The 26226-nt window shown below is 58.6% G+C and carries 34 protein-coding genes; 25 read left to right on the top strand and 9 right to left on the bottom strand.

What is annotated here, in order from left to right:
• Positions 1-4 precede the first annotated feature (4 nt).
• The 4 genes from R6Y96_RS00775 (at position 5) to R6Y96_RS00760 (ending at position 2330) form a co-directional block, all read left to right on the top strand.
• Positions 5-493, top strand: a complete 489-nt coding sequence (locus tag R6Y96_RS00775; RefSeq protein WP_318621567.1) for a hypothetical protein — start codon at positions 5-7, stop codon at positions 491-493.
• 262 nt (positions 494-755) lie between these two features.
• The gene (locus R6Y96_RS00770; RefSeq protein WP_318621566.1) at positions 756-1037 is read left to right on the top strand and encodes a hypothetical protein; all 282 of its coding nucleotides are present in this window, start codon (positions 756-758) and stop codon (positions 1035-1037) included.
• A 49-nt stretch (positions 1038-1086) separates the two neighbouring features.
• On the top strand, positions 1087-1698 hold the full coding sequence (locus tag R6Y96_RS00765; RefSeq protein WP_318621565.1) for a flavodoxin family protein: 612 nt from the start codon (positions 1087-1089) through the stop codon (positions 1696-1698).
• Positions 1695-2330: a flavodoxin family protein gene (locus R6Y96_RS00760; RefSeq protein WP_318621564.1), complete on the top strand. Its 636-nt coding sequence runs from the start codon at positions 1695-1697 to the stop codon at positions 2328-2330. The genes R6Y96_RS00765 and R6Y96_RS00760 overlap by 4 nt, the downstream gene beginning before the upstream one ends.
• Positions 2331-2379: 49 nt before the next feature.
• On the opposite strand, the gene R6Y96_RS00755 is transcribed toward R6Y96_RS00760, so the two are convergent.
• Entirely contained in the window at positions 2380-2964 is a 585-nt protein-coding gene (locus R6Y96_RS00755; RefSeq protein ID WP_318621563.1) for a site-2 protease family protein, read from the bottom strand.
• 96 nt (positions 2965-3060) lie between these two features.
• Here R6Y96_RS00755 and R6Y96_RS00750 point away from each other — a divergent pair, with 96 nt between their 5' ends.
• Positions 3061-3345, top strand: a complete 285-nt coding sequence (locus tag R6Y96_RS00750; protein ID WP_318621562.1) for a chorismate mutase — start codon at positions 3061-3063, stop codon at positions 3343-3345.
• A gap of 10 nt (positions 3346-3355) precedes the next feature.
• On the opposite strand, the gene argB is transcribed toward R6Y96_RS00750, so the two are convergent.
• Genes argB through R6Y96_RS00725 form a run of 5 tightly spaced genes read right to left on the bottom strand, consistent with a single transcriptional unit; the run spans position 3356 to position 7780 of the window.
• Positions 3356-4225 (bottom strand): acetylglutamate kinase, encoded by an 870-nt coding sequence (argB, locus tag R6Y96_RS00745; protein ID WP_318621561.1) that lies wholly within the window; start codon positions 4223-4225, stop codon positions 3356-3358.
• Positions 4222-5361: a bifunctional ornithine acetyltransferase/N-acetylglutamate synthase gene (gene argJ / locus R6Y96_RS00740; RefSeq protein ID WP_318621560.1), complete on the bottom strand. Its 1140-nt coding sequence runs from the start codon at positions 5359-5361 to the stop codon at positions 4222-4224. The genes argB and argJ overlap by 4 nt, the downstream gene beginning before the upstream one ends.
• Entirely contained in the window at positions 5358-5843 is a 486-nt protein-coding gene (locus R6Y96_RS00735; RefSeq protein WP_318622532.1) for a CBS domain-containing protein, read from the bottom strand. Before R6Y96_RS00735 ends, argJ begins: the two co-directional genes overlap by 4 nt.
• A gap of 13 nt (positions 5844-5856) precedes the next feature.
• Positions 5857-6843: an N-acetyl-gamma-glutamyl-phosphate reductase gene (gene argC, locus R6Y96_RS00730; protein WP_318621558.1), complete on the bottom strand. Its 987-nt coding sequence runs from the start codon at positions 6841-6843 to the stop codon at positions 5857-5859.
• 25 nt (positions 6844-6868) lie between these two features.
• Positions 6869-7780, bottom strand: a complete 912-nt coding sequence (locus R6Y96_RS00725) for an ADP-ribosylglycohydrolase family protein (RefSeq protein WP_318621557.1) — start codon at positions 7778-7780, stop codon at positions 6869-6871.
• A gap of 632 nt (positions 7781-8412) precedes the next feature.
• On the opposite strand from R6Y96_RS00725, the gene R6Y96_RS00720 reads away from it, so the two are divergent.
• From R6Y96_RS00720 to R6Y96_RS00670, 11 genes are all read left to right on the top strand, one after another.
• Positions 8413-8877, top strand: a complete 465-nt coding sequence (locus R6Y96_RS00720; RefSeq protein WP_318621556.1) for a Na+/H+ antiporter subunit E — start codon at positions 8413-8415, stop codon at positions 8875-8877.
• Entirely contained in the window at positions 8874-9137 is a 264-nt protein-coding gene (locus R6Y96_RS00715; protein ID WP_318621554.1) for a monovalent cation/H+ antiporter complex subunit F, read from the top strand. The genes R6Y96_RS00720 and R6Y96_RS00715 overlap by 4 nt, the downstream gene beginning before the upstream one ends.
• Positions 9125-9439 (top strand): monovalent cation/H(+) antiporter subunit G, encoded by a 315-nt coding sequence (gene mnhG / locus R6Y96_RS00710; protein WP_318621552.1) that lies wholly within the window; start codon positions 9125-9127, stop codon positions 9437-9439. Before R6Y96_RS00715 ends, mnhG begins: the two co-directional genes overlap by 13 nt.
• Positions 9436-9681: a hydrogenase subunit MbhD domain-containing protein gene (locus R6Y96_RS00705; protein ID WP_214022839.1), complete on the top strand. Its 246-nt coding sequence runs from the start codon at positions 9436-9438 to the stop codon at positions 9679-9681. The genes mnhG and R6Y96_RS00705 overlap by 4 nt, the downstream gene beginning before the upstream one ends.
• Positions 9678-9953, top strand: coding sequence for a hydrogen gas-evolving membrane-bound hydrogenase subunit E (mbhE, locus tag R6Y96_RS00700; protein ID WP_318621549.1), 276 nt, complete (start codon positions 9678-9680; stop codon positions 9951-9953). The genes R6Y96_RS00705 and mbhE overlap by 4 nt, the downstream gene beginning before the upstream one ends.
• Positions 9950-10381 carry an MnhB domain-containing protein gene (locus R6Y96_RS00695; protein WP_214022841.1) on the top strand — a complete coding sequence of 144 codons (432 nt, stop codon included), beginning with the start codon at positions 9950-9952 and terminating at the stop codon, positions 10379-10381. Before mbhE ends, R6Y96_RS00695 begins: the two co-directional genes overlap by 4 nt.
• Entirely contained in the window at positions 10381-10755 is a 375-nt protein-coding gene (locus R6Y96_RS00690; RefSeq protein ID WP_318621548.1) for a cation:proton antiporter subunit C, read from the top strand. Before R6Y96_RS00695 ends, R6Y96_RS00690 begins: the two co-directional genes overlap by 1 nt.
• Positions 10752-12257 (top strand): monovalent cation/H+ antiporter subunit D family protein, encoded by a 1506-nt coding sequence (locus R6Y96_RS00685; protein ID WP_318621547.1) that lies wholly within the window; start codon positions 10752-10754, stop codon positions 12255-12257. Before R6Y96_RS00690 ends, R6Y96_RS00685 begins: the two co-directional genes overlap by 4 nt.
• Position 12258: 1 nt before the next feature.
• Positions 12259-13749 carry a monovalent cation/H+ antiporter subunit D family protein gene (locus tag R6Y96_RS00680; RefSeq protein WP_318621546.1) on the top strand — a complete coding sequence of 497 codons (1491 nt, stop codon included), beginning with the start codon at positions 12259-12261 and terminating at the stop codon, positions 13747-13749.
• The gene (locus tag R6Y96_RS00675) at positions 13746-15542 is read left to right on the top strand and encodes a proton-conducting transporter transmembrane domain-containing protein (RefSeq protein ID WP_318621545.1); all 1797 of its coding nucleotides are present in this window, start codon (positions 13746-13748) and stop codon (positions 15540-15542) included. The genes R6Y96_RS00680 and R6Y96_RS00675 overlap by 4 nt, the downstream gene beginning before the upstream one ends.
• A 131-nt stretch (positions 15543-15673) precedes the next feature.
• Positions 15674-15811, top strand: a complete 138-nt coding sequence (locus R6Y96_RS00670) for a hypothetical protein (RefSeq protein ID WP_318621543.1) — start codon at positions 15674-15676, stop codon at positions 15809-15811.
• 528 nt (positions 15812-16339) lie between these two features.
• Here R6Y96_RS00670 and R6Y96_RS00665 read toward each other — a convergent pair.
• The 3 genes from R6Y96_RS00665 to R6Y96_RS00655 form a co-directional block, all read right to left on the bottom strand.
• Positions 16340-16645, bottom strand: coding sequence for a hypothetical protein (locus R6Y96_RS00665; RefSeq protein WP_318621542.1), 306 nt, complete (start codon positions 16643-16645; stop codon positions 16340-16342).
• Positions 16638-17003 carry a hypothetical protein gene (locus R6Y96_RS00660; protein WP_318621540.1) on the bottom strand — a complete coding sequence of 122 codons (366 nt, stop codon included), beginning with the start codon at positions 17001-17003 and terminating at the stop codon, positions 16638-16640. The genes R6Y96_RS00665 and R6Y96_RS00660 overlap by 8 nt, the downstream gene beginning before the upstream one ends.
• 62 nt (positions 17004-17065) lie before the next feature.
• On the bottom strand, positions 17066-17995 hold the full coding sequence (locus R6Y96_RS00655) for a ribose 1,5-bisphosphate isomerase (RefSeq protein WP_318621539.1): 930 nt from the start codon (positions 17993-17995) through the stop codon (positions 17066-17068).
• 55 nt (positions 17996-18050) lie between these two features.
• Here R6Y96_RS00655 and R6Y96_RS00650 point away from each other — a divergent pair, with 55 nt between their 5' ends.
• Genes R6Y96_RS00650 through R6Y96_RS00610 form a run of 9 tightly spaced genes read left to right on the top strand, consistent with a single transcriptional unit; the run spans position 18051 to position 26225 of the window.
• Positions 18051-18902 carry an HAD family hydrolase gene (locus tag R6Y96_RS00650; protein WP_318621537.1) on the top strand — a complete coding sequence of 284 codons (852 nt, stop codon included), beginning with the start codon at positions 18051-18053 and terminating at the stop codon, positions 18900-18902.
• A gap of 40 nt (positions 18903-18942) precedes the next feature.
• Positions 18943-20556: a methyl coenzyme M reductase system, component A2 gene (atwA, locus tag R6Y96_RS00645; RefSeq protein WP_318621535.1), complete on the top strand. Its 1614-nt coding sequence runs from the start codon at positions 18943-18945 to the stop codon at positions 20554-20556.
• 10 nt (positions 20557-20566) lie between these two features.
• Positions 20567-22093 (top strand): methyl-coenzyme M reductase-associated protein Mmp3, encoded by a 1527-nt coding sequence (mmp3, locus tag R6Y96_RS00640; protein WP_318621534.1) that lies wholly within the window; start codon positions 20567-20569, stop codon positions 22091-22093.
• The gene (locus tag R6Y96_RS00635) at positions 22093-22554 is read left to right on the top strand and encodes a methanogenesis marker 6 protein (RefSeq protein WP_318622531.1); all 462 of its coding nucleotides are present in this window, start codon (positions 22093-22095) and stop codon (positions 22552-22554) included. The genes mmp3 and R6Y96_RS00635 overlap by 1 nt, the downstream gene beginning before the upstream one ends.
• A gap of 5 nt (positions 22555-22559) precedes the next feature.
• Positions 22560-23012: a methanogenesis marker 5 protein gene (locus tag R6Y96_RS00630; RefSeq protein ID WP_318621533.1), complete on the top strand. Its 453-nt coding sequence runs from the start codon at positions 22560-22562 to the stop codon at positions 23010-23012.
• Positions 23009-24247, top strand: coding sequence for a methanogenesis marker 15 protein (locus R6Y96_RS00625; RefSeq protein WP_318621531.1), 1239 nt, complete (start codon positions 23009-23011; stop codon positions 24245-24247). Before R6Y96_RS00630 ends, R6Y96_RS00625 begins: the two co-directional genes overlap by 4 nt.
• Positions 24248-24832, top strand: a complete 585-nt coding sequence (locus R6Y96_RS00620) for a methanogenesis marker 17 protein (RefSeq protein WP_318621530.1) — start codon at positions 24248-24250, stop codon at positions 24830-24832. It begins immediately after the preceding gene.
• A complete protein-coding gene (locus R6Y96_RS00615; protein ID WP_318621529.1) occupies positions 24829-25770 on the top strand; it encodes a methanogenesis marker 7 protein in 942 nt (313 codons plus the stop codon). Before R6Y96_RS00620 ends, R6Y96_RS00615 begins: the two co-directional genes overlap by 4 nt.
• 5 nt (positions 25771-25775) lie before the next feature.
• Positions 25776-26225, top strand: a complete 450-nt coding sequence (locus R6Y96_RS00610) for a carboxymuconolactone decarboxylase family protein (protein ID WP_318621528.1) — start codon at positions 25776-25778, stop codon at positions 26223-26225.
• Position 26226: the final 1 nt, after the last annotated feature.

Below are 26226 nucleotides of genomic sequence, written 5' to 3'. Positions count from 1 at the left end.
CCTTTTGAACAGGAAAATAGCGTGCATCATCATCCTGATGATAGGTCTTGTTGGTGCTCTGGCATATGTGATCTCATCCGCCCAGGAGGATGTTGCCGTTAACACCACTACGTCCAGCGGCAAAATCGTCTTTCAGGACAGTAACTCACGTGGTGTCTTCTTCCTTGGCGAGGGGTCGGCCGACTTCGGGGCAAACACAACTTCTTCAAACGCCATCTCCTTGATCGAGACGGGGATGGAAGCAAGCACCTTCACTGTCTCGTGGAGAAGTGACCAAGAAAATAAACCAAGCAGCGCAAAGAAAGCCACCTTCACCCTAACGGTCTGGGACCCTGCGGGGATGCCACACAGCACAACTCAGGAATCAGAAGGTATCAATTCCGGAACGTTGAGCGTATCCTGCTCCCCGTCTGAACCCGGAGAAGGGCGGTTCGAGCTCACATCGACCGTCCATGAGAGGTTGTTGAACCTCTCGGCGGTACTCCACAGCTGATACCAACGATTTTCAGGCCGCCCATCGATAAAAGCGAGCTTCCCTCACCCGGACGAAGGATGAATGGGAGCTATACTGCCCCCGGCCCCTGCATAGTGTCAGAGCGATAACGGGCGCTGGCTGCCTCTCTTTAACCGACCGTGACCCGACGTGTAGACGATCATGACAGAAATCGTATATAGTAAGGAGGTAACTTCTCAGGAAGAGTTACAGGATCCGACAGCCGAACCGCGTCCCCGGTTCACGTCCCGGACGGTGCAGTGTGTCAGGTAAGATCATCGCCTCTCTTCCCCGGAGCCGGTTCTCGCCGCTCGTCCCCCGCTCGTCCCCCGCTTGTTGCAGTCGTTGCATCCGTGATCTGGGTGGGTACTGCGAGAACCGTCTCCGGGTGGCTCCTCGACGGCATCATGGGCGTCCTCCCCCTCACCGGGGGCTTGATCCGCTCCAGGTGATGGCGATCACCGCGGCGTTCCCGTTCATGCTCGTGATGATCGGCCTCTGCTACACGCTCGCGATCGGGCTGTCGCAGGAGAAGGTGCAGTGAAAACAAGTCCCGTCACGTTTTTTGCCTCCGCCGGGACAACACATCATGTATGACCATAGACGTCCTCGCGTTTTCGGCCTCGCCCCGCCGCCACGGCAACTCCGAGACCCTGCTTGACTGGGTGCTTGAGGGAATGGAGGCGGAAGGCTGTTCCATCGAGAAGATCGTCATCCCCGAGGTCGATATCAGGCCGTGCCGCGGCTGCAACGCCTGCGAGAGACTCAACCGTTGCGTCCAGCGGGACTACATGGACTACGCCCACGACAGGATAATCGCGGCCGACTGCATCATCCTTGCGTCACCCATCTACTGCATGGGGCTTGCCGCGCAGGCGAAGATCCTGGTCGACCGCGCCCAGGTCTTCCGCTCAAGGAAGTACGTTCTCCACCTGCCAGTCGTCCCGCCCGAAAGGAAAGGAAAACGGGTGGGAGTCTTCCTCTCGGCGGCCGGGCAAAACTGGGAGAACGTATTTGATGCGGCCATCCCCTCGGTGAAATGCTTCTTCCAGGTCGTCGATATACCGAACAGGGATATCAGGTACCTGATGATAAACGGTGTCGATGAGAAGGGCGCGATCGAGCGCCACCCCACGGCGAAAGACGATGCCGGGCGACTGGCGCGTGAGGTCGCGGCGCGCCTCCGGGAGGTTCGTGCCGCATGAGAAGACCCATAAAAGTCCTCGGGATCTCCGGCAGTCCGCGGCGGCACGGAAACACCGAGACGCTGCTCGACGCCGTGCTCGATGGCGCGGCGGAGGCCGCGGGCAGCATCGAGAAGGTCATCCTCCGGTCGCTTGACTACGCCTCGTGCCGCGGCTGCAACGCCTGCCACAAAACGGGGGTGTGCGTGATCAGGGACAGCCTCACACCTGTATTTGATAAGATCGCTGATGCCGATGTCCTTGTTCTTGCATCCCCCATCTACTCGATGGGGATCACGGCGGAGACGAAGGGGCTGATCGACCGCACCCAGTTCCTCTGGGCCCGCAAGTTTATCCTTAAGAACCTCTACTACCCGGCCAATCAGATCCGACGCCGTAAAGGGATCTTCGTCTCGACCGCGGGGCTTGGCTGGGAGAACGTCTTTGACGCGGCGTTCCCGGCCGTCACCGCGTTCTTCAACACAACCGGGTTCGATTACTGGGACAACGTCATCGCAAACGATCTCGACCGTTACGGCGGGATTGAGGGGCATCCAACCGCCCTTACGGAAGCGCACGAGAAAGGGCGGCGCGTGGTCGAACTCCTCAAGAGGATGGAGGAAGAGAGTCTGTCCAGCGCGCCGGGAACCTGAAATAACGCGCTTTTATCCCCAATAAAGTTCCTGGGTGATGTCACTCCACTCAAAGGAGTGACCAGACCAGGATCCCCAGGGAAGCGGCCATGAGCACGGCAAAGACCGCCGGGTTCCAGGCCAGAACCTTGCGTCCGTCAAGGACACTTATCGGGAGCATGTTGAAGGTTGCGATCATCGCGTTGACCCGGAGCCCGACCAGACCGACGATGGCCAGGAGATCGCCGCCGAGGAGCCAGAGGGCCGCGAAGGGTATGCAGAGGAGGAGGTTTGTTATCGGGCCTGCTGCCGATATCCGGCCGTTCTCCGTCCGGGTTGCGTTTCCGTAGATGTAGGTTGCCCCCGGCGCCGCAAAGACGATACCCACAAGCGCCGCCATAACCACGGCAACCAGGAGCATCTGGTTGTCCTTCTGAAACTCTGCCCAGTAGCCGTAGCGCATGGCGGAGAACTTGTGCGCCAGTTCGTGGAGGACGAAGGCAACACCCACCGTTATAAGCGACATCACAAAGAAGAAGACCAGTCCCGCGACGTTTACGCCCCCCCTGATGTAGATCAGGGTGAAGGCTATTGATATGGCAAGCCACGCTATAAGGAGATCTCTTCTCTCGCGAGGCGGTATTCGTTCCAGCATCCGGTACCTCGTTTGTCACTCCACGATAATATCCTTCGCCTCGCCGATGCAAAGAGCCGTCAGGTTTATCCGACCCCCGCGTTCAATCATTGTTGTATGTCCCTTGATGCGGTCAGGAACGAGATCCGTGAGATAGACGAGAAGATCATCGATCTGATTGCGGAGCGGCAGAACCTTGCGGCGGAGGTTGCCAGGATCAAGCGTGAGATGGGTCTGCCACTCCGTGACGAGGCGCAGAGGATGGCGGTCATCGACCGGGTCTTCACCCGCGCAGCCGAGAGCCGGATAGACCCCATCGCCGTCCGCAGGATCTTTGAGATCCTTGTCGAGATGAGCGAGGAGCGGCAGCGGGAGTGCAGCGGCGACGGCAACCTGCCCTGATTAAAAGAAGTCAGGGGGTGATCATCGTCCCGACGCCCTCGTCGGTGAAGAGTTCGAGGAGGAGGTTGTGCTCCCGGTTGCCGTTGACAACGTGGGCGCTCGTGACACCGTTCCTGATCGCTTTCATGCACCCCTCGAGTTTCGGGATCATCCCGCCGGCGATGACCCCTCTCCCGATCATCGCCTCCGCATCGGCGAGTGATAGACGGTGGTAGACCTTCTTCCGGTCGGCATCCATAACCCCATCGACGTCGGTCAGGTTGACCAGTTTGTATGCCTTGAGTGCAATCGCGATCTCGGCCGCCGCGGTGTCGGCGTTGATGTTCAGGCTCTGCCCCTGGCGGTCGATGGCGATCGGCGCCACTACCGGGATGTAGTTCTGGGCGAGGAGACAGTGGAGCACCTCGGGGTCGACCTCCTCGATCTCGCCGACATGTCCAAGATCGACCTCCTCGAAGGTTTCCCCGATCTGCACCCTCTGGGGTTCCATCTTCCTGGCGATGAGAAGGTTGCCGTCGTTTCCTGAGATCCCGACCGCGCGGGTGCCGCAGTTTGCGATGAGGGAGACGATCCCGTCGTTGATCTTTCCCACCAGCACCATCTGGGCGATCTCCAGCGTCTCGGGGTCAGTGATCCGCAGGCCGCCGACGAACTTCGGTTCCTTGCCCATCGCCTTCATCTTGGCGGTGATCTCGGGCCCCCCGCCGTGGACAAGGACGACCTTCATCCCCACGTAGTGGAGGAGGACGGCGTCCCTGATCACCGTCTCCAGGATCTTCTGATCGACCATCGCGTGGCCGCCGAGCTTGATCACGATCGTCTTACCGTAGAACTTCTGGATGTAGGGGAGAGCCTCCATCAGCACGTCTTCTCGCTTCATGTCGTATACTTCCCGTTGATCTCCACGTACCTCTCGGTGAGGTCGCATCCCCACGCTGTCGCCTGCCCATCCCCGACGGCAAGGTCAAGGTCGAACACGACGGTATCACCGTGCATCGCTGCTCTCGCGGCCTCAAGTTCGGCGACGATCTCACCACGGCAAACAAGGGTCACGTCCCCGATCCGGAGCGAGACCGCGTATGGGTCAAACTCCACACCAGCCCTGCCCGCTGCCGCGACGACCCGGCCCCAGTTCGGGTCTTCGCCATAGACGGCGGTCTTTACTAGCGGGGAGGCGACGATTGTCCTTGCAACTGCCGCTGCCGCCTCCTCGTCGGGGGCGCCGCGGACGGTGACCTTCAGGAGTTTTGTTGCCCCTTCACCGTCGCGGGCGATCTGGATGGCAAGGTCGCGGCAGACTGCCTCGATGCCCCTCGCCAGGTCGTCGCGGTCGACCCGGCCTGCGGCGCCGGTCGCGGTGCAGAACGCCGCGTCGTTTGTGCTTGTATCACCGTCGACCACCACACGGTTGAACGATCGGCGGGACGCCTGCCGCAGGATCTCCTGGAGCATCCCCGCCTCTACATCCGCGTCGGTGTAGATGAACGCAAGCATCGTTCCCATGTTCGGGGCTATCATCCCGCTCCCCTTGGCGATACCGCCGACGGTAAATGACTCTGTCCTGAAGAGGGCATGTTTTGGGAAGGTGTCGGTGGTCATGATCGCCCGCGCTGCTGCATCCTCTGCATCGCTGTTCCGGGCAAGGAGCGGCGATACCCGGCTGCACTGCTCCCGGATGCGGGGGAGATCCAGGTATCGCCCGATCACCCCGGTGCTTGCGACACCGACCGACTCCGGTTCAAGGCCAAGCGAAGAGGCTGCGATGGCGGCCATCTCCTTTGCGTCGCGGTAGCCCCGCTCGCCGGTGTAGGCGTTAGCGCACCCGCTGTTGACGACGATGGCCTCGAGCGCTCCCTTTTGCAGCCGCTCCATCATCAACTCGACCGGGGCGGCTCGAACCAGGTTGGACGTAAAGACACCGGCCGCGGTTCCGCTCGCCCGGATAAGAGCAAGCCCGTACTTTCCTTCCCTGATCCCCGCGGCGGTGACGCCTTCGACCGCACAGATACTCTTCACGCTCTCTCCTCGCCGGCAGACGCCCCGAGACCGTTGACGATATCCGCCCTGGTGACGATCCCGATCAGTTTCCCATCGCGGAGCACCGGAAGGCGGGCGATCCCTTCGTGGAGCATCAGGGATGCCGCCTCGGAGATATCAGCCTCCTCATCGATCGCGATAACCGGGCTGCTCATCACTCGCCGCACCTCCATGTTGCTTATATCGGTGAGCGCCCTCTTTGTCCTCTCCCAGTTGATAAACTCCCTTACAGGGATCTCGATCACCTCGAGCGGCGAGGGAAGCCAGAGGTCATCGGAGAGGTCGCCAACGTCCAGAAGCGAGAGGATATCCGTCTCGGTGATGATCCCCGCTACCCGGTCGCCGTCCATCACAGGAAGCCCACCGATATGATACTTACGGAGCAGTCCCGCTGCCTCACGAATAGGCGAGTCGACCCGGACGGTCACAGGGTTCGGGGTCATGATATCTTTTACCTTCAACATCACCATCACCTCAGGGGAGCATCCCGGCGAACCGGAGACCTGCGTCTTCCGCAAACCCGCACATAAGGTTCATGTTCTGGATCGCCTGACCGCTCGCTCCCTTGACCAGGTTGTCGATCACCGAGACCGCGACGACCCGGTCGCCCTCGCTCTCCACCGCAACGTCGCAGAAGTTCGTCCCGCGGACGGCTGCAAGTGTCGGTTTCTGGTATCGGACGAAGAACTCGTCTGCATAGTAACGCCTGTAGAGCGCCTCGACCTCCTTCTGCTCCATCGGTTCGGATAGGAGGATGTGGGCGGTTGTCAGGATGCCCCGGTTCACGGGGAGGAGATGTGGCGTGAAGTAACATCTTGCACCCGAACCGAGCCTCGCAATCTCCTGCCTCATCTCGGCAAGGTGGCGGTGGGTTGTCCATTTGTAGGCGCTGAAGTTGTCGCCGACATTGGGGTAGTGAGTGGTCTCAGAGGGGGTGTTTCCTGCGCCGGAGACCCCGGTCTTTGAGTCGTAGATTATGGTGTGGGCGAACTCTGCAAGCGGCGCTGCTGCAAGCGTCGCACCGGTCGGGAAACACCCCGGGTTTGCGACGAAATGGGCGCCCCTGATCTCGTCCCGGTGGAGTTCTGTCAGGCCGTAGGGGGCCTCAAAGTAGGCCTGGTGGGTCATGCCATAGACCTTTTCATACACGTCCTTCGGGAGGCGGTAGTCGGCCGAGAGGTCGACGGCCTTTATCCCACGCTCTACCAGCGTTCCGGCAACCTTCATCGCCGCGGTGTGGGGGACGGCCAGGAAGACAAAGTCGGCATCGATATCGCCGGCTTCGGTGTTCCGGAAGACAAGATCGGTCAGACCACGGAGGTGGGGGTGGACGGATGCGACGGGGGTGCCGTCAAGTCGCCGGGATGTTGCAACGGCGACCTCCGCTGACGGATGGTTCAGCAGCAGTCGCATCAACTCACCACCGGTGTAGCCGGATGCGCCGATAATCGCAATCTCCATAAGATTGAGTCTCTATTATAGAATCTTAAGGCTTTGCGGTGTAGCGCTGATAGAGCCGGGCAGCCACGGATTCAATCTCGTCTTTTCCCTCAAGCCCTTCCAGGAGACCCTGTGGGAGGGCGGATCTCCCGTAAACCGCGCCAACGTAGGCACCGCAGATGAATGTGATGGTGTCGGTGTTCCCCCCGATATTGGCGGCGGTTGTGAGGAGAATTGGGACATCTTTTATGCGGCTGATCAGGAAAAATGCAAGCGGGATGGTCTGGTAGACGGTTACATCGTTCCCTATCACCGAGAATGCACCCTCCAGGCTGATCCCTTCCTGCTCCAGATTCAGGGCGTCGCGGATCCTGTTGCCAAGTGTGACGTCCTCAAGCGTGGCGTGTTTCCCGGCAAGGGTGATGGCGTCGGGCCGGCCACGGACGGCGTGGTGGACAAGCATCGCGACGCTGACCGCTCCAGCGTGTGCTGCTGGATGGGTGTGGGTGACGCTGCAGGCCTTGACCACCCGTTCGGCCACGTCGATCGGGTCGTCATAGAAGAGACCGAACGGGACGGCGATACCTGTGCAGCCGGCGGTGCTGGAGTAGACCCCCTTCGATCCCGAGACTTCACCTGAGAGGAGGATGTGGCGGCACGCGGCGTCAACTGCGGCGTCAGGGAACCGGAGTTCTCCGTTCATATACATCCGGGCAAGGGCTGCAGCGTACTCCTGTTCTGAGTAGGTGCTCTCTGCAAGCATCCCGGCCACAAGGAGCATCGTCTGGGTGTCGTCGGTGAACTGCCCCGGTTTAAGCCCGGCGTTCGGGTGTCCCCGCCAGGCGCGGCGGTAGCCCGTGTGGAGGCGCTGGAAGTTGGGGGGTGCTGTCTCCCGTGCCATACCGAGCGCGTCACCGATGGCGGCCCCGAGAAGGCAGCCCCTGAACTGGTCGAGCATTTTTGAGTAATACTCTCTGATCACCTTCTTAAGGGTTGTTATTCTTCGGTGCGCGCGACATACCGGTGGAGATGGGGGCTATTTCCCCTGGCAATTAGAATCAACCGCCCTGTTCCCGGATTTTGCCCTCGCCTGGAGTGGTTTCGTCCTTCCTCTTTCCCGTCAGCCATTCCTCGAGAGGCGATTCCCCCTTGGTCCGGTGTCCGGTGCTGATGTGGGAGCATCAAACCATGATCGAACCGGTTTGATGAGTTCTGCACAATGTTACCGGAAAAAGGTGGGGTGTTTATATCACGGAATCGTTGATCCAATGGGCTCCACACTCCAACCGTGGAAAAGGGTTGAGTTTGTACCCCGGATCCGTTGATCGAATGCATCAGATGAGTGGGTGATTGAGAAGCAGGACGGCGTGACGGGCTCCTGGGTTTTCTATGGTTGCACAACCCGCGCGTAAAGGTCATGGATGGGGGATCGGTGAGGGATAATGGCTTGCAAAGGAGCGCCAAAGCACAGTTTTTATACGCTGCCCTCTCAAAGTAAGGGTGTTAACACTGTGCAAGAGAGGGTGTGCGTTGTCTTCTGGTAGGAAAAGGCCGTCGGTGTCGCAGTATATTATCACATTTGCGGTATTGATGCTATTCTGGTATATCCTGTCGGGCTACCTGGAACCGTTCTACATCGGCGCCGGGATCGTATGTTGCGCCGTCGTGGCCCTTATATCAACCGATCTTCTCTTCCTCTCCGATGAGACCGGCATTTTGCGGTCGGTCGGGGCATTCATCCGGTTCGTCGCCTATCTCCCGCGGCTGATGCTGGGTATCGTCCTCGCCAACATCGACGTAGCATACCGCGTCCTCCACCCTCGTATGCCGATCGATCCCGGTATCATCACAGTCGATACACCGTTTCAAAACGACATCCTGCGTACAGCGTTTGCAAACGCGATCACGCTGACGCCGGGGACGGTGACAGTCGAGGTGGCCGGTGGGAGATACACGGTGCACGCCCTTGTCCGGGGGGCGGCGGAAGAATCCCTCCTCAAAGAGAGGGGCTTGCAGAACAGCCTTGCGCACGTCTTTTGTGAGGGTGAAGAATGATCGATCTCTTCTATGCCAGTGTGATCGTACTCATATTGACGATCTTTCTCTGTCTCTACCGGGTGGTTATCGGCCCCGGCGTTGAGAACCGGCTGATCGCGGTGAACACGATCGGAACAACGACTATCATCATCCTGGTACTCATTGGCCTCATATACGGGCGGCCGATCTTCCTGGACATCGCGATCGTCTATGCGATGATAAACTTCATAGCGACGCTTGCAGTCGCCAGATACCTCAAGGAGGGGTGCATCTGCTGAACACTCTGGCCAGCATCTTCATCATCGTCGGCCTCTTCTTCATGGTCGTCGGCGCCATAGGTCTTCTCAGGCTTCCCGATCTCTATACCCGTGTTCACGCGACTGGCAAGTGCGACACGATGGGGGAGGGGATGATGCTGTTTGGCTTCATCCTCTACGAGGGGGTGAGCCTGCTTACGATGAAGATGCTCCTCCTGGTGCTTTTCATATTCATAACCTCGCCGACGGCGGTGCATGCCATCATGAATGCAGCGCATACCTGCGGGACTGAACCCTGGGAGAAGGGGGATGAACGGCGATGATCTGGGCGCTTGACTTTGCCCTCCTCCTCTTTATGATAATCTGCGCGATCGCGGCGATAACCGTCCGCGACCTCCTCCACGCAACGATCATCCTTGCCGCCTACTCACTGATAATGACGGTGCTCTGGTCGGAGATGAACGCCGCCGACGTCGCCTTCACCGAGGCGGCGGTGGGGGCAGGGGTAACCACCGTTCTCTTCATTGCGGCCATAGCACGAACCGAAAGGAGATCTTCAGATTGAACGTAAAGGCTCTGCTTGCAGTTCTCTTCATAGGCGTGGTCCTCTTCTGGGCGGTCGAGGATATGCCGGCTTTCGGCGACCCTGACGCCCCGGCCACTCGCTATACCGGCAAGCTCTACATCGATCTGGCCATCCATGATGTCGGGGTCGAGAACATCGTTACAGCAATACTTGCGAGTTACCGTGGGTTCGATACGCTTGGAGAGATAGTGGTGATCTTCACTGCAGGGATAGCGGTCGCTCTCCTGCTCAGGCGGGGTGGACGACTTTGAGGGAGAACGTCGTCATCCGGACGGTATCCCGGCTTTCGGTGCCGTTTATACAGGTCTTTGCCCTCTACGTCATAGTGCATGGTGCGGTGGGAGCTGGTGGAGGGTTCCAGGGCGGTGTCGTCTTTGCTGCATCGTTCATTATGATGTTCATCGCTTTCGGATTATCGGGCGTCGAGAAGCGGCTTGGAAAGAAGTGGCTCATGATCTACTCCGTCATCGGGGTTGCTATCTATGCAGGTATCGGCTTTCTCTGCCTCGCCGCTGGCGGGAATTACCTGGAGTACGGAGCAGTCGAGTCGGCGCTTGGGGTGGCCCATCTCCATGGATACCTGATTGACGCGGTCGAGATGGGGATCGGGATCACCGTGATGGCGGTGATGGTCTCGATAATCTCGGATATCTCCGATAGGGGAGGTGAGGCTCCGTGATGGAAACGGTCGTTGAGGCATTCCTCTCGCACTACAACTACTGGATGGTAATCATCCTGATGATGATCGGGCTATATGCGTTGATTGCAAAAGAGAACCTGGTAAAGAAACTCATCGGGCTCAACATCTTCCAGACCGCGATCTTCCTCTTCTACATCTCGCTTGCCGAGGTGGAAGGCGGTATAGCCCCGATCTACCTCCCTGAAGGGATGGAGGCCATATACGTCAACCCCATCCCGCACGTCCTGATACTTACCGCGATCGTCGTCGGTGTGAGTGTGACCGCGGTCGGTCTTGCGCTGATCGTCCGGATATACGAGGAGTATGGTGTCATCGATGAGGCCGGTCTGTTAAAGGCGGTGAAGAGGCGATGATCGAACACCTCCCGGTTATCCTGATCACCGTCCCCATACTTTCGGCGCTCCTAATACTCCTGCTTGGCTGGCATGACCGTCGGTTCTGCTACCCGATCACGCTTGCAACGATACTCTTCCAGTTCGTGGGCGGGATCGCCCTCCTTATCGAGGTGATGCGGCAGGGGACGATCCACTACCATCTCGGGGGATGGGCGCCACCGCTCGGGATTGAGTTTGTCATCGATACCTTCAACAGCTACATCCTGCCGATCATTCTCTTCCTGGCCGTTGCGGCGGCGGTATATGCGCGACGGAGCGTCGAGAAGGAGATCGAACCGGAGAAGATCGTCTCGTTCTACGTCCTCTTCCAGATCCTTGTGACCGGTCTTGTCGGAATGACGATCACAGGGGACATCTTTAACCTCTACGTCTTCCTGGAGATCTCGTCCATCGCCGCATACACCCTGATTGCCTCCGCCAGACGGCCGCGCGCCTATGTTGCGGCCTTAAACTACCTGATTCTTGGCTCGATTGCAGGAGGTTTTGTCCTGCTCGGCATCGGGAACCTCTATGTTGCGACCGGGACACTGAACATGGCAGACATTGCCCGTCTTCTCCCTGCGTCATATGGGCTTGCAACAGTTCATACCGCGTTTCTCCTCCTGATCATCGGGTTCTCCATAAAGGTCGCACTCTTCCCGCTCCATCTCTGGCTCCCCGACGCCTACACGGAAGCCCCGTCCGCCGTGACCGTCCTGATCTCGACCGTGATGGCCAAGGTGAGCGTCTATGCGATGTTCCGGGTCGTATTCTCGGTCTTCACGATGGCATACTTCGTCGAGACCGTCCCTGTGACCGAACTCATCCTCCTCATAGCAGCGGTCGCGATAGTCGCCGGAGCGGTGCTGGCCATCGCACAGGATGACCTCAAACGGATGCTCGCATACTCGAGCGTCAGCCAGATCGGCTACATCGTCTTTGCGCTCGGCGTTGCAAACCAGATCGCACTGGAAGGCGGTCTCCTGCATATCCTCGGCCATGCCGTGATGAAAGGCTGCCTCTTCATGGTCGCGGGGGTGATCATATACCGGCTGGGGACGTCCAGGTTCTCCGACCTCAAAGGCATTGCAGCAACGATGCCGGTCACCTGTGCGGCGTTCGCCCTTGCCGGGGCGTCGATGATCGGTGTCCCCCCAACAATCGGGTTTGCAAGCAAGTATTATCTGGTCATGGGGGCGCTTGAAGCGGGTTACTGGGTCTATGCGGCCGTCCTCCTGGCGGGGTCACTCCTCGCGGTCGGCTACATCTGGCGGTTCATCGAGGTCGCTTACTTCAGCGCCTCGAGCCACCACGAGGCCGGCGGCGATCACTGCCCGGCGCCTGCGGTGCGCGAGGCGCCCCTCTCGATGCTCGTCCCGATGGTCATCCTGAGTTTCCTCTGTCTGCTGCTCGGCATCTTCGTCGAACCCCTTATAGAGATCGTCGCTCCTGCCGTCTCACTGCTGCTCGGGGGTGCCTGAGATGGTGGATGCAACCGGTCTGCTCCCGGTGGTAACCGTGGTGATCCCGCTCCTGGCGGCGGTGATGATCCTGGTCTGTGGACGGCACGAGAACATACGGGACGGGTTCACGGTGGCGGCCGCGGTGGCGATGCTCGTCTCTGTCGTCGCCATGCTCCCCTCGATCCTGGCCGGTGAGAGGATCGCGGTCTCGCTCATCCCGCTCCTGCCCGGCGGGGATCTGGCGCTGCGGGTGGACGCGTTCGGGATGGTCTTTGCCCTCACCGCTGCCATCCTCTGGCTGCTGAACTCCTTCTACTCCATTGGCTACATGCGTTCGCTTAAGGAGCACGCACAGACAAGGTTCTTCTTCTGCCTTGCAGTTGCGATAGCCTCCGCAATCGGGATAGCGTTCTCGGCGAACCTGGTGACGCTTCTCGTCTTCTACGAGATCCTGACCATCATCACCTATCCTCTCGTTGTCCATGTCGAGACTCCGGAGGCGATGGCAGCGGGGAGGAAGTACCTGGCCTACCTCCTTATCGGGGGTGTCTTCCTGCTGGCGGCGGTCGTCCTGACCTATATCCTCACCGGGACAACCGGGTTTGCCCCGGGTGGGTTCCTTGCCGGGTCGGCACCGCCTCTCATCCTCCAGATACTCTTCATCCTCTTCATGGTGGGCTTCGTGAAGGCGGCCTGGATGCCTCTCCACGGCTGGCTTCCTGCGGCGATGGTCGCCCCGACACCGGTGAGCGCGTTCCTCCACGCTGTAGCCGTCGTCACGGCGGGGGTCTTTGGGGTCGTCAGGATCGCGGGGTGGGTCTACGGGCTGGATCTCCTGGCCTCGCTCGGTCTCGGGACGCTCCTTGCCGTTATAGCCTCGTTTACAATCATAACCGCGTCCCTCTTCGCCCTGACTGAGGATAACCTCAAGCGGAGGCTTGCCTACTCGACGGTGAGCCAGCTCTCATACATACTTCTCGGCGTCTCTATGCTCTCCGTCGCCGGGATGACCGGAGCGATGGCGCACATCCCCATCCACGCCTTCCTCAAGATCACGCTCTTCTTTGTTGCGGGAGCGGTCATTGTTGCTGCAGGGAGAGAGCGGATCTCCGATATGAAGGGTATCGGCAGGAAGATGCCGGTTACGGCCGTGATGTTCTCAGGTGCTGCGATCGGGATCTGTGGTCTGCCTCCGTTCTCAGGGCTCATCAGCAAGGTATACCTGGCACTCGGGGCGGTTGAAGGCGGTGTGCCGATTCTGCTGCTGGTCCTGGTCGCAAGCACGGTCTTAAACGCCGCTTACTTCTTCCCGATAATCCATACTATGCTGGTCGCCTCGCCGGATGACGAGCGCTCGCTTGATTCCGTCAGCGAACCGCCTCTCCTGATGCTCGTCCCGATCATTCTGACGACGGTGGCATCGGTGTTGATCTTCTTATATCCCGCAGTGCCGTTTATGGACCTTGTTGAGATCGCTATTGAAGAGATCACGGGATCGGTGATACCATGACCGGGTTACCACCAGCCTTAATCTACCTGATCGGGATCCTCTTCCTCCCCCTCCTCGCCGGCGGGGCCAGGAAGGCATGGACGCTGTTTATAGGGGTTGTCGGGCTTGGCCTAACACTTGGACTCTCGCCCGCGGTGCCGGAGATTGTGATCCGGGTTCTGCCGGGGATCGATACGGTTCTTCTGACGGTTGACCCCGTGCGAGACCTGGCGGGCGGTATCTTCGCCATCTCGGGTCTCCTCGTCCTGGTCTACGCGGTATACCGGGACCTCCCGCTCGTGGAGACGATCGGTATCCTGGCCTCGATTGCAGCGGCGATGGGGGTGGTCTACGCCGGGGACTTCATCACCGTCTTCGTATTCTGGGAGGCGCTTGCCGTTGCGTCGATTGCAATCATCTGGTCATCGAGATCGCCCGGCTCCTCCGCTGCCGGTTACCGCTACATCCTCTACCACGTCTTTGGCGGGGCGTGCCTTCTGGCCGGGATCGTCTACACGCTGTCCGCCAGCGGGAGCGCTGCCATCGGTCCGGTGGCGGATGGCCCCGCTCTGGTCTTCATGCTGATCGGGATCGGCATGAACGCGGCGTTCATCCCCATTCATACCTGGCTGCCCGACGCGTACCCCAAGGCATCGGTTGTCGGATCGGTCGCTCTCTCCATCTTCACGACGAAAGCCGCGGTCTTCCTGCTTGCCGGAGTGGGTGGATGGGGTGTTGCGGTCGCCTGGATGGGCGGGGCGATGGCGCTCTACGGTGCCGTGTTCGCGCTCATGCAGGACGATCTCCGCCGACTCCTGGGCTACTCGATCATCAGCCAGGTGGGTTATATGGTCGCGGGCATCGGCGTGGGGTCGGTGGCAGGGGTGGACGCCGGGCTTGCCCACATGGTCAACGACATACTCTTCAAGTCGCTGCTGTTCATGGCGGCGGGCGCGGTCATACTCAGAACCGGTTCGCACAGGCTCTCGGAGATGGGCGGGCTCTGGCGGACGATGCCGGTGACCACTCTCTCCGCTCTCATCGGCGGCCTTGCTCTCGCGGGCCTCCCGGGGCTGAACGGTGCGGTCAGCAAGGGTATGGCAATCGAGGCGGCAGGAGCGGTGCCCTATCTTGCACCAATCCTAATGGTATCGGCCGTAATAACCGTAATCTACGTCTTCCGGATCCTCTACCTCGGGTTCTTCCGCCCGGCCGAAGGTACGCGGGAGGGTATCCTCCCGAGGGATCCGCCGGTCCCGATGCTGCTGGCGATGGGGGCAACCGCCATCCTCTGTGTTGCAATAGGGCTATTCCCGCACCTCCTGACGGACCTCCTCCCCGGCGGGACACCCGCTCACCCCTTCGCCGCCTCGCACCTGCTTGAGTCTGCGGGTATATTTGCTGTTGCAGGGGTGCTCCTGGCCCTCGTGCGTCCGCTCAGGCGCTCATGGGGCGGGTTCGAGACCGATATAGACACCCTTTATATCCAGGCAGGCCGGGCGGTCGTGTGGTTCTCCTCACACCCGCTTGTAGAGGTCACGGATGCTATAGGCCGCGGGATAGGACGTGTGGTGGCGTTTTTCCAGCACGTCTCGGCAAACCCGGCGGCTGCCATCCAGATCGCGTGGAAGACCCTTGCTCTGCCGTTCGTGCGGATTTTTTGGGGTCTGGAAAGGTCAGCAGCATACGAGAAGGATCTTGTCTTCTTGAGAGATAATTACCCGGAGATCCAGACGAGCATCTGGGGCGGGAGCTACGGGATCATATTCGTCTGCATCCTTGTGTTCCTCTACTTCCTCTTCAGTTTAACGTGATTGGGGGAGTTTTCTCTCACCTCACCCCCTGTGACACTGTTTGCAGGCGAATCGGGGATGCTTCATGCCTTAACTCCCGCGCCCTTCAGGCGCACGCTTGTGCCACTCCCCAAAACTTGGTGGAGGGGGTGTTGCTCGAACTTGAAAGGTGGAGGAAGGTCGCCCTGGCAGATGGCCGGGTGATGACAGCAGAGATGACCGGGAGACAGAGAGGGATCCAGGATGCATTCAACCTCATGTGCCCGATCTCTCCGGGAGGAGCGGGTTAACCATTCATGCATGCAGGGTTTCTGCCGCTTATGAAACCTATCCTTCCAGGCTGGGACAGAATTCCCCGTTTTGTCATGAGCATGTTACCCCACCACCACATCCCTGAGCACCAAACCTGATCCTTAAATGTTCAGATCCATCATCTGCCCCACCCCGGTGACGCCGATACCAACCTCCACACGAAAAAACCGATGAAGAAGACCCATCATTCACCTGTTACCGGGGCAAAGTCCTCAAAAAATTGACCGATTTGAGATGTTGAACCTGTTCAACCGACACAAGTCTACATATGAGACCAAGAGTGTGCCCTATTGCATGAAGAATCCACTCATCTTTCACCTTCCTCTTACCCCGATGACTTATTGAGTCCAACGTTTATTCCATTTCATATTTCCAAACGGAGCCTCAGCCACAGTGATCCGTTTGGCATATTCCCTTCTTTCCAACAGGAGTTGCCAACCGGGCTCTCATCTCATCTTTCAGCCCCCTCCTGGGGATGCCGTGTGATCGTTCGCTGCAACGACGTTTTACAACTCAGGTGGAGGGGACACCGGGCACAATTGCCACTTTTTCCTGTTCTTCTGTGTCGCAATAAATTTCATTATCCTTCCAGCTGGACAGGTATACCAGTCGTTCTCAGGGTCATACCTGAATAGCGACTTCGGGTAATATTTCGGTCTCCCATACGTATCAACAAAATGCCTTGAATCTGGAATCAGACCATATAACCCATTCTCTTTCAGGAATGCATAGTTGTCAAAGGTGGCATAACCGGGATCGGCACTGATGACAGCAGGCGCACTGGAAGTATTCTTCACGACCTGTTCAACCATTGGAACGAATGAGTTGATGGTAATCGGTTTCTTCGGTCGTGAGATCAACAGCAACGATGAGATTGGCTCTATCATCCACCGCCGTCTGAACATTATACGCAGCAAGACAGGACTTCTTGCATATCATAAGGTTGGCATCTTCATCGGTGAGGTTAATGCGTCTTTCACCGGATTCAACAAGACGGTTGTAGGCTGATACAAGTTTCTCGATCTTCTTCATCAGGTCAGGATCATCGGCACATTCCTCTGGAATGGTGAACGGGGAACCGGTTCCAAATAACTCCCTCTCTTCTTCATCAACCTTTTTCGCCGTCTCAAGGAGTTTCTTGATCCTGCGCTTGAGTTCTCCCCTGGTCATAGATTTCTTTGGAGAGGCGTTTGCTTTGACCTTTGAGCGTCCTGTATGCCACCCCGACAGACCTACCGCCACTCCTCGATCGTCCATCCCAGGTAATCCCGGATCACCGTGAACGCAAGTTCCGGCGGGATCGCACCCTGCTCTGTGACTATCAGATCGATGTAGTCAGCAGGAGTCACATCGAAAGCCGGGTTTCTCACCCTGACATAGGGGAGTTCCTCCGCAACCTCTCGCGGCAGCACCTCGGCAGGATCGCGCTCCTCTATCTCGATCAACTCCCCCAGGATCGTCCTCGGCGCGAACTTGTAGGTCTCGGCGGCAACGATGAAATTTGTTCTTGCCTCGTGTGCCGCAAGCGCGATCTGGGCGGTCCCGATCTTGTTTACCACCGCCCCGTTCACCGCGATCGCGTCGGCACCGACAAAGACCATGTCAACCTCGTTGATGAAGTGGCGGACCGCCGAGTCGACAATGTAGTTTGTAGGGATTCCGGCCTCGTTCAGAGTCCTTATCGTGATGAGACCCTGGCCCCGCGGGCGAACCTCCGTTGCGTAGACCTCTATATCTTTACCCTGACGATGTGCCTCCAGGATGCACCCGAGCGCCGCCTCGGAGTTGCAGTGGGTAAGGAGGATATCACCGTCAGAGATATGGCGTGCTCCGATCTCTGCTATCCGCTCAACCGCATGCTCGGAGCGCTGAATGAACTCCGCCGCCCGTGAAAGGACAGCCTTCTTTGCGGCTTCCACCGACTCAAACTCATCCAGCGCTCTTATAACGCTCCTTACAGCGTTTGGGAGCGAGACGGCGGTTGGTCTCGTCTCGATAAGGATCCCGGCCGCTTTCTTCATCTCCTGCCTGAATACCGCCGGATCGGATACATCGAGACTTCTCGCGTAATCAGCCAGTGCTTCCACCGCCGCCCGTGCGATCCTACCGGCGCCCCGGATCTCCATATTCTTTATGCTTTCTGCCGTCTCACTCAGTAGCATGGTTCTCATTCAAGAGATGACCTCAGACCACATAGACTTATTGACGTGAGAGCAGATGTCGGTTGCCGTTGTATTTGATAGTGCGGGCACACTCCTGCGGACATACCGCGTAGCGCGCGATGTCCTTCGTGGCGAGATGTTGACCGGGGTCGAGACCACGACACTCACTTTCGGTGCCGAGGCACGAGTCCTCGTCGTTCTCCATCTCCATTCGCGTGATGTCATGGACGCGCCTGGAGATCAACTCCTATCTGAGTTCCTCTCCGAGCACTCGATCGGGTTCGGTGTAGCCTGCTCCAGGAGGGTCATCCCCGCTGAAGAGGTCGCCCATGTCCTCTACAGCGACAAAAACGCTCGTGTGAGCGACCTGCAGGCGTGCATCCGCAAGGTCTGGTCGTGCTGCAAGCAGGAGTCCATCATTACCATGAACAGCGGCGTGATCCTTAACATGGACATCCCTGGCATAGAGTTCACGGTGACAACCGGCGGGAGACCTTTTGATGGTGCGAGAGAGGCAATCAGCGAACTGCACCGCATTGGCGTTCCAGTATATATCGCATCGGGCGACCGGCTTGAGAAACTCGAGCGGATGGGGGACTATCTTGGCATACCCAGGGAACGGGTTTATGGTGTTGCAACCCCCTCGATGAAGGCAAGGGTCGTGGAAGAGCTAAAATCTCAATACGATAGGGTTGTTATGGTGGGGGATGCCATAAACGACCTTAACGCCTTCCAGAAAGCAGACCTTGCGGTGCTCACAGAGCAGCAGTCCGACCGGAAACCGGATATCCTTTATGCGACTGTTGACCGGGTGATCCACAACGTCAGCGAGGTGCCTGGCATCGTGGCGGAACTACTCTCCGGCGCCCCGGCAACCGGGAAGAAAGTGCAACAATATAAACCCTAATATGATACCACAGAAAGATCAGTTTAGCGAGGACCTCAATATGACACCACTTATTACGGTGAAAGACCTCTGCATGGAGTTCAACGGAACTACCGTACTCAAAAACATTAATTTCGAGGTAGCAGAGGGGGAGACTGTCGGCATAATAGGAAGGAGCGGTGCCGGCAAGACCGTTCTTATGCACCTGATGCGGGGTGTTGACCAGCCCCCAACAGGAGGCGCAATCATCTACCACATCGCAGCCTGTGAGAGGTGTGATTACATCGGTACCCCGCGCGAGCGAGGAAAACCGTGTCCCGCCTGCGGTGGCGAACTTAGGCCGGTGGATCTCGACTTCTGGGCTGAAGAGAACGCACCGATGAAACGCCGGATCATGCGAAGGACTGCCATCATGTTCCAGCGGACGTTCGCGCTCTATGGCGACGACCGTGTGATAGAAAACGTCCTGCGGGCGCTCGATGATATCGGTTACCCGAGTGAGAAGGCCATCAGCAGGGCGGCTGACCTCATTGACCAGGTCAGACTCTCACATAGGATGATGCATATCGCGAGGGACCTCTCGGGCGGCGAGAAACAGCGGGTGGTGCTTGCCAGGCAACTTGCAAAAAACCCGTTTATCCTTTTTGCTGACGAACCGACCGGGACGCTCGACCCCGAGACCGCCACACTTGTCCACCGGATGCTCATCGAGAGCGCGCAGGCGAACAATATGAGTATGGTTGTCACGTCGCACTTCTCACACGTCATCGATGAGGTTGCTGACAGGGCAATACTTCTTGAGAACGGCGAGATCGTGGAGATCGGAGTTCCTGAGAACGTGATCCAGAGGTTCATGGAGAACTACAGCGACACCGAGGAGCACAGGGTAGCGGAGGTGGGTGAGAAGATCCTGGTAGCCCGGGACATCGTCAAGCGTTACCTCTCCATCGACCGCGGCGTTGTTCGGGCGGTCAATGGCGTCTCCTTTGAGGTCTACGAGAAGGAGATCTTCGGGATAATCGGCAAGAGCGGTGCCGGCAAGACGACCCTCTCCCGGATCATAGCCGGGATCCTTGAGCCCACAACCGGTGAGATGAACATCCGGATCGGGGACGAATGGATCGATATGACAAAACCCGGCATTGAGAACCGCGGCCGGGCGAAGGCCTACATCGGGCTTCTCCACCAGGAGTATGACCTCTATCCCCACAGGACTGTGCTGGACAACCTTACCGACGCGATCGGTCTTGAATTCCCGAAAGAACTGGCAATGCGCAAGGCGGTCATCACGCTCGGTATGGCCGGGTTTACGCCAGAAAAGAGCAGGGAGATCCTGGACCGTTATCCGGGTCAGCTCTCTGAAGGGGAGAAACATCGGGTGGCTCTCGCCCAGGTGCTCATCCGCGAACCCAGGCTTGTTGTCCTTGACGAGCCGACCGGTACGATGGATCCCATCACGAAGCTCGATGTGAAGCACTCAATCCTCCACTCCCGCGAAGAGATGGATGAGACGTTCATCGTGGTCTCACACGACATTGATTTTGTGCGAGATATCTGTGATCGCGTGGTTCTCATGCGGGGAGGCAAGATCATCCAGATGGGTCCGACCGAAGAGGTGCTCGCTCATCTCACCGAAGATGAACGAAAGGTGATGGGTGGGGCCGAAACCACCTGAGGTGCGCGTGATGGAGATCCACCTGGACGGCAAACGTGTTGAGGTTCCAGAGGGTTCGTCTCTTGGCGATCTTCTTTTGGGATGGGACTGGCAGTGCAGCGTTGCCATCATACGTCCGAGAGTAGAGGAGGGCGCGGCCGAGTCGGCGGAGATCAGGTTGACCACCACAGCGGGAGGTCTGGTGATCGAGACGTCGGATCCTGCGGTAGCCAGCCGTCTCCTTCAGCCAGAGATCACGGGGCGGCTGCGCCTGCACTGGCAGGATCGCTATGCCGCTGCTTTCGGGCCGTTCAAGTCAGATATCCGGCCTGTGCGGGAACCCTGGCATTACGAGCGCGGAGACGTGATACTGGGATGCGGCGGCTACGATCCCTCCAGGTCATACCTGATCTTCGCGCGCATCAGGCATGTTGCCGACCACGGTGCCCCGAGAGGGGGCGGTGTTGTCGGCCGGGTCGTCACCGGCCGTGGCGTGATCGATCGGTTCGGGGAGGGTGATCAGATAACGGCGGTCGAACGTGTGCTCCAGAGTACCGACCGCTCCCACGCCATCATCACCCACGATGCAGGGTTTCCGCTTGAGGATGGGATGCAGGTCATCTCCTACCTGGAGGTTGATGTGCAGGGTTTCAGCAAAGAAGAGATCGATACCACAGCCGCGAGAAGCGTTGAGTACTTCCTTCTCTCAGTGCAGGACGGGAGGTTCAGAGTGGATCGTTCAAGCAGCACCTATATCTCTGATACACACCTCGTCCCGACAGCCGTCCCGGCGGAACTTCCCCGTTCAAGGCTTGAAGGGACTGTCACGGTCAGGACATCGGGAAAATCCAGGGGATCGGTCTACATCTACACTCAGGGTGTATCACCAAGTCCGGCACATACCGTTGTAGGCCAGGTCGCCCACGGCATAGAACTTGCCCGGTTTGCCGGCGAGGGTGACATTCTGGCAATCCGGGCGGAGCCGGAACGGTTTGATCTGATCGGTCTTGCGGTGGATGAGGCAAAGGAGGTTGCCGAGAGGCGCGGAATCTCCCTCATCACCGATGTAGCCGGAGGCGATCGCGTCGTCGTCGGCCAGACCCCCGAGACGACGCTTGAGGTTCTTGCCGCCGGTGAGGTCAGCGTCAGGACCGAACCCCCCGAGCGTGTTATCGCCATCACCCTTGATGATGAGGCCGCACCAAGGTCGGTCAGGATATTCCGTGAGGTGACCGGGCTCAAACACCACGCCATCGGAAAGATGCCGCTTATCTTCATCTTTGAGGATGTCTATCTCTTCAAACCGAAGATCGAGAAGAGTGTTGGGATCATACCTGAGAACACACCCACGGATGAGGTACCGGCATTCATACTCGCGATGACGAATGACTCTCGCAGAGGGGTTGGGATGGTCGGTGTCCGCACCGTAGTCAGCACCGAGTTTGGTCCAACCTCTGAGCCGTTCACGGGAACGAACATAATCGGCAAGGTTCTTGATACGGAGAAACTGGCGGGGCTGCGTGAAGGCTCGACGGTATATGTAAGGGAGGTTAAATGATGGCCGAATACACTCCCGAATATGCAGGGACGGTGACCAAATACGTCTTCGTTGAGTCCCCCAGCATGACACCTGGTGAACTCGCGCTTCGGGCGTATGAGGTTTCTGAAGGCGTCCTGATCAAAGAGACCTGCTTTGGGCTGCAGGTTACCGGTGAAGCGGATGCAGTCGATAGACTCATTGAGGTGATCCGCAGCATCGATCCCGAGCACATCTTCGTCAAAGACAGGGGGTTCCCCCCGGGTGATTCGAGACGTTGCCGGGCGAACCTTGGCGGGGCGAGACCGGGCTATCTCGGGCACGAGCGGGAGTTTCGACTCCTCCGCCACATCGGCCGCGGACTTGAGGAACTCGACCGACGAAGGGGTGAGGAGCCCGAACCGGTGCTTCCTGCCCGCGAGAAGAGAACAAAACTCGATATAAGGCGATTACAAGAACTGATAGAGTCAGAGGAGTCCTGAATTCAATGGCAAAGGTGTTTATCTACCCTGCAACGAGCCTTATCCTCTCCGATCTGGTGGCCAGGTTCGGCCATAAACCGCTCGGTGCAGCCCTCGGTATCCGGGAGCGGATACAGACCGCCGGGGTCGACTCCCCGCCACTGCAGATCACGCCCGAAGAACCAAAGCGCGGCTTGAAGTATGCGGCAGTCGAGGTGCCCTCGGGCGTCAGGGGCAGGATGGCAATCTACGGCCCGCTCCTCGAAGAGGCCGAGGCTGCAATCATCGTCAACGATGCCGATCTCGCGTTCGGGTGCATGGGATGCGCCAGAACAGATGAGTTGCTCCTCTTTATCCTGCGCCAGAGTGGTATCCCGATACTGGAGTTGGATTACCCGGGGAACGAGGAAGAGGGTGTGCAGTTTGTAGCGGCTGTCAGGAAGTTCCTTGACAATCTTCCAGGGGAGGTTGAAGCGTGAGCAGGAAGGTGCGGATCGCGCAGCTCTCCTGCGGGTCGGAGTACAGTGGTGTCCAGAACGAGATCTACAAGGCCGCTGAAGCGGTGAATGCAGAGGTCTTCTTCCCCGACATAGCTCTCGGTGACGTTGAGCGATCGTTCGATGCGTTCGGCCTGGATGTTCGGAGCGCCGATTTAAAACTCATGATTGCCCGTGGTATGGCGCTGGTGGAGGGGAAGGTGGATGCCGACGCGGTTTTCATCTGCACCTGTTTCCGGTGCGCCGAGGCGGCGATCGTCCGGAACGAACTCCGGCGCTACATCCACGAAAATTCAAGGCTGCCGGTGGTGAGTTACTCCTTCACCGAGCGGACGACAGCGGGAACCCTCCTCACCCGTATGGAGGCGCTGACCACTATAGCCCGCCGGAGGGCGCTTCTCGCCCGCGAGGCGCAGACCGGGATCACGATGGGGATCGACTCTGGTTCGAGCACCACGAAGGCGGTCGTGATGAAGGACAACAGGATCCTGGGAACCGGCTGGCTTCCAACGGTTGAGGTGATCAAGAGCGCCGAAGGTGCCGTTGCCCAGGCGCTTGAGATGTCCGGTATTGCACGCGAGGAGATCCAGGCGATCGGGACGACCGGTTACGGGCGGTTCCTGGTCGGCAGGCACTTTGGGGCTGACCTGATTCAGGAGGAACTGACAGTGAACTCGAAGGGTGCCGTCTACCTCGCCGATCACCAGCGAGGTACTTCAACCGTCATAGATATCGGCGGGATGGATAACAAGGCGATCAGCGTGATCGATGGTATCCCCGGGACGTTTACAATGGGTGGGATCTGCGCCGGGGCAAGCGGCCGGTTCCTGGAGATGACCGCAAAACGTCTTGGTGTTGATATCACCGAGCTCGGTCCCCTGGCCATGAAAGGGCTGGCGAAGAAGGTCCCGATGAACAGTTACTGTATCGTATTTGGGACGCAGAGCCTTGTGAACGCGCTCGCCGCAGGTAGCATGCGGGAGGACGTTGCGGCCGCGGCCTGTCACAGCGTGGCGGAACAGGTATTCGAGCAGCAGTTGCAGGAGATCGATATCAAGGAACCGGTGATAATGGTCGGCGGCACCTCCCTGATCGAGGGTCTGGTTCACGCGATGGGCGAACTCCTGCAGGTAAAGGTCGTTGTTCCGCCGCACTCACAGTACATCGGCGCGGTCGGGTCTGCCCTGCTTGCTTCAGGGTTCGTTGAAGGAGAGTAGATGCCTCCGCAGAACTACTTCGTTGTTGAGTCGCCGGATGAGGTCGGGAGGAAGGCCTATGAGCGTGTTGCAGACGACGTTCTCCAGGATCTGGATCTCATCAAGGTGATCGATCGGCTGCATATCTACGTCGACCCGAAGATCCCTATCTTCATCGCTGCGGGTGTCCTGCGCCACATGCCACGCGCAATCCATGTTGGCGACTTTGCAAACGTCAAACGTGGCGATACCGAGATCATACTCGATATCGGTGATGAGACCTATCTTGCGCCGCTGCTCAGGGTCCTCTGGGATATTTATGGCAAGGAGAACGTCGAACAGCCTGATCGTTTCACCATCATCCTCCCTGCGGGTATGGCAGGAGAAGAAGACCTCGAGCAGGTGGTGGTTGCCGATCCAAGCGAGACTCTGCATAAAGACATCATCTATGCTATGCAGTATATGGCTCCAGAGGGGTTCAAGGTCCGTCGCCAGTACATCCGGGAAGGTAAATTTTACTATGTTGCAAGTGAGGATACGCTACCCGGTGATGTCGTGGAGAGGATGGTTATGCCGCTCTTTGAGAAGATGGGGGTGACGCTGTGACAACGCTCGTTCCGGTGACCTACAAGGGCGGCGTCTACCGGCATGACGAGATCATGGACCTGATCGATGACCTTGGCGGCTACGTGGTGCAGAAACACGTCATGGCGCAGGATGTAGTGCTCCAGTCGTTTGTGCCCCGGGATGACATCGACCTGATACGCGCGGTTGCCAGACCGCTTGCCGGGCAGGTGACGGAGGCCCCCCTTGTTGGGACAGAGATCGCTGTTGTCAGCCCGAGCCTTGAGATCCATCACCTCCCCCACGCCTCCTGCGATATCGCCGAGTACCTGAGGCGTTCGGGGGCAAAGACCAATATGGTCGGGCTTGCCAGGGGGTTCGGGAAGCGAATTGCAAACCTCAACGACGAGGAACGGGACGTCATCAACGAGCACGACCTCGCTGTATACATGCTCGGCAACTTTGAGGAGTGTATACAGCATAAGTTCCCGGTGCTCCGCCGTGGGATCCACGTTCCGATCGTGGTGACCGGTGCTCCAGACCGCGAGACATTGATGCGGATCATCGATCCGCCGGTCGAAGGGTATGTCGGGGGGATCGGCAGGATCATGCACCGGTTCAAGCGCCCGGAGGAACTCGCGAAACTTGATGAACTGGTGGACGAGGTCTCGCGGGTGCTGGACGCACGCCGTGATGTTCTTGCAAAAGATCCTCTCTCAGTCTTTCCCCCGCGCCTGATGACGATCATCGAGGAGGAGGTCCCGGAGGTCACGCTGCTGACGCACCCGACGCCGGTGACAGTGCAGATGGAGGGGCTCAGGGTGAAACTCCCCTACGACTCCTACGCTCCGGAGATCAGGTCGCTTGAGGTCACGGAGGGCGTCACACTCGGGGATATCGCCGAGGTTACACCGTCGCGGATGCGCAACTACATATTGATCAGGGTAAAACCTTTTTCGGAAACCAGGATATTGGTGTAGTTGTGATGGACTTTGAGAAGATACTCACGAGGATTATGGAACGCGGGCCAGATGCCATCGCGGAGGACCTCCTCCGGGAGATCGAGAGTGAATACGGCAGGGTCCCCCTGATCTTTGAGAGGATGGCAGAACGGCCTGAGATCCTGATCTCACACCTCCTCTACAAGGGTGCCGTCACGGAGACCAGCCAGCTCGAGCCCAAGGTGATCGAATTGATCAGCCTTGCGGTGGGGGCTGCCCTCAAGTGCAGCCACTGTGTTGAGTACCACATGCAGACGGCGATGGCAAAGGGCGCAACCCGGGCCGAGATCCTCGAGGTGATCCTGATCGCGGGGATGCTTGCAAACTCTGCCGTCCTGGCGGATGCTTACCGGGTGGTGGATGGCCCCTCTGCCTCCTGCCCAACATGCGATCTCAACGGAACCGGGCTGAATAAGACCTGTTCGGATAAGTAAT

This window comes from Methanoculleus receptaculi, assembly GCF_033472595.1.
In the GTDB taxonomy this organism is placed as follows: domain Archaea; phylum Halobacteriota; class Methanomicrobia; order Methanomicrobiales; family Methanoculleaceae; genus Methanoculleus; species Methanoculleus receptaculi.
Note: the sequence above shows the minus strand (reverse complement) of the source record. Positions and strands in the feature narration are given on the sequence as shown.

Bases quoted from the DNA above. Each gene is read 5' to 3' on its own strand.
- R6Y96_RS00765 (WP_318621565.1), top strand. From the start codon at position 1,087: ATGACCATAGACGTCCTCGCGTTTTCGGCCTCGCCCCGCCGCCACGGC.
- R6Y96_RS00690 (WP_318621548.1), top strand. From the start codon at position 10,381: ATGGAAACGGTCGTTGAGGCATTCCTCTCGCACTACAACTACTGGATG.
- R6Y96_RS00655 (WP_318621539.1), bottom strand. From the start codon at position 17,995: ATGCTACTGAGTGAGACGGCAGAAAGCATAAAGAATATGGAGATCCGG.
- R6Y96_RS00660 (WP_318621540.1), bottom strand. From the start codon at position 17,003: ATGACCAGGGGAGAACTCAAGCGCAGGATCAAGAAACTCCTTGAGACG.
- R6Y96_RS00675 (WP_318621545.1), top strand. From the start codon at position 13,746: ATGACCGGGTTACCACCAGCCTTAATCTACCTGATCGGGATCCTCTTC.
- R6Y96_RS00685 (WP_318621547.1), top strand. From the start codon at position 10,752: ATGATCGAACACCTCCCGGTTATCCTGATCACCGTCCCCATACTTTCG.
- argC (WP_318621558.1), bottom strand. From the start codon at position 6,843: ATGGAGATTGCGATTATCGGCGCATCCGGCTACACCGGTGGTGAGTTG.
- R6Y96_RS00630 (WP_318621533.1), top strand. From the start codon at position 22,560: ATGGCAAAGGTGTTTATCTACCCTGCAACGAGCCTTATCCTCTCCGAT.
- R6Y96_RS00720 (WP_318621556.1), top strand. From the start codon at position 8,413: ATGCTATTCTGGTATATCCTGTCGGGCTACCTGGAACCGTTCTACATC.
- R6Y96_RS00610 (WP_318621528.1), top strand. From the start codon at position 25,776: ATGGACTTTGAGAAGATACTCACGAGGATTATGGAACGCGGGCCAGAT.
- R6Y96_RS00705 (WP_214022839.1), top strand. From the start codon at position 9,436: ATGATCTGGGCGCTTGACTTTGCCCTCCTCCTCTTTATGATAATCTGC.
- R6Y96_RS00635 (WP_318622531.1), top strand. From the start codon at position 22,093: ATGGCCGAATACACTCCCGAATATGCAGGGACGGTGACCAAATACGTC.
- R6Y96_RS00620 (WP_318621530.1), top strand. From the start codon at position 24,248: ATGCCTCCGCAGAACTACTTCGTTGTTGAGTCGCCGGATGAGGTCGGG.
- R6Y96_RS00755 (WP_318621563.1), bottom strand. From the start codon at position 2,964: ATGCTGGAACGAATACCGCCTCGCGAGAGAAGAGATCTCCTTATAGCG.
- R6Y96_RS00750 (WP_318621562.1), top strand. From the start codon at position 3,061: ATGTCCCTTGATGCGGTCAGGAACGAGATCCGTGAGATAGACGAGAAG.
- R6Y96_RS00680 (WP_318621546.1), top strand. From the start codon at position 12,259: ATGGTGGATGCAACCGGTCTGCTCCCGGTGGTAACCGTGGTGATCCCG.
- R6Y96_RS00760 (WP_318621564.1), top strand. From the start codon at position 1,695: ATGAGAAGACCCATAAAAGTCCTCGGGATCTCCGGCAGTCCGCGGCGG.
- atwA (WP_318621535.1), top strand. From the start codon at position 18,943: ATGACACCACTTATTACGGTGAAAGACCTCTGCATGGAGTTCAACGGA.
- argB (WP_318621561.1), bottom strand. From the start codon at position 4,225: ATGAAGCGAGAAGACGTGCTGATGGAGGCTCTCCCCTACATCCAGAAG.
- R6Y96_RS00725 (WP_318621557.1), bottom strand. From the start codon at position 7,780: ATGCTCGACCAGTTCAGGGGCTGCCTTCTCGGGGCCGCCATCGGTGAC.
- mmp3 (WP_318621534.1), top strand. From the start codon at position 20,567: ATGGAGATCCACCTGGACGGCAAACGTGTTGAGGTTCCAGAGGGTTCG.
- R6Y96_RS00665 (WP_318621542.1), bottom strand. From the start codon at position 16,645: ATGGTTGAACAGGTCGTGAAGAATACTTCCAGTGCGCCTGCTGTCATC.
- R6Y96_RS00650 (WP_318621537.1), top strand. From the start codon at position 18,051: ATGTCGGTTGCCGTTGTATTTGATAGTGCGGGCACACTCCTGCGGACA.
- R6Y96_RS00715 (WP_318621554.1), top strand. From the start codon at position 8,874: ATGATCGATCTCTTCTATGCCAGTGTGATCGTACTCATATTGACGATC.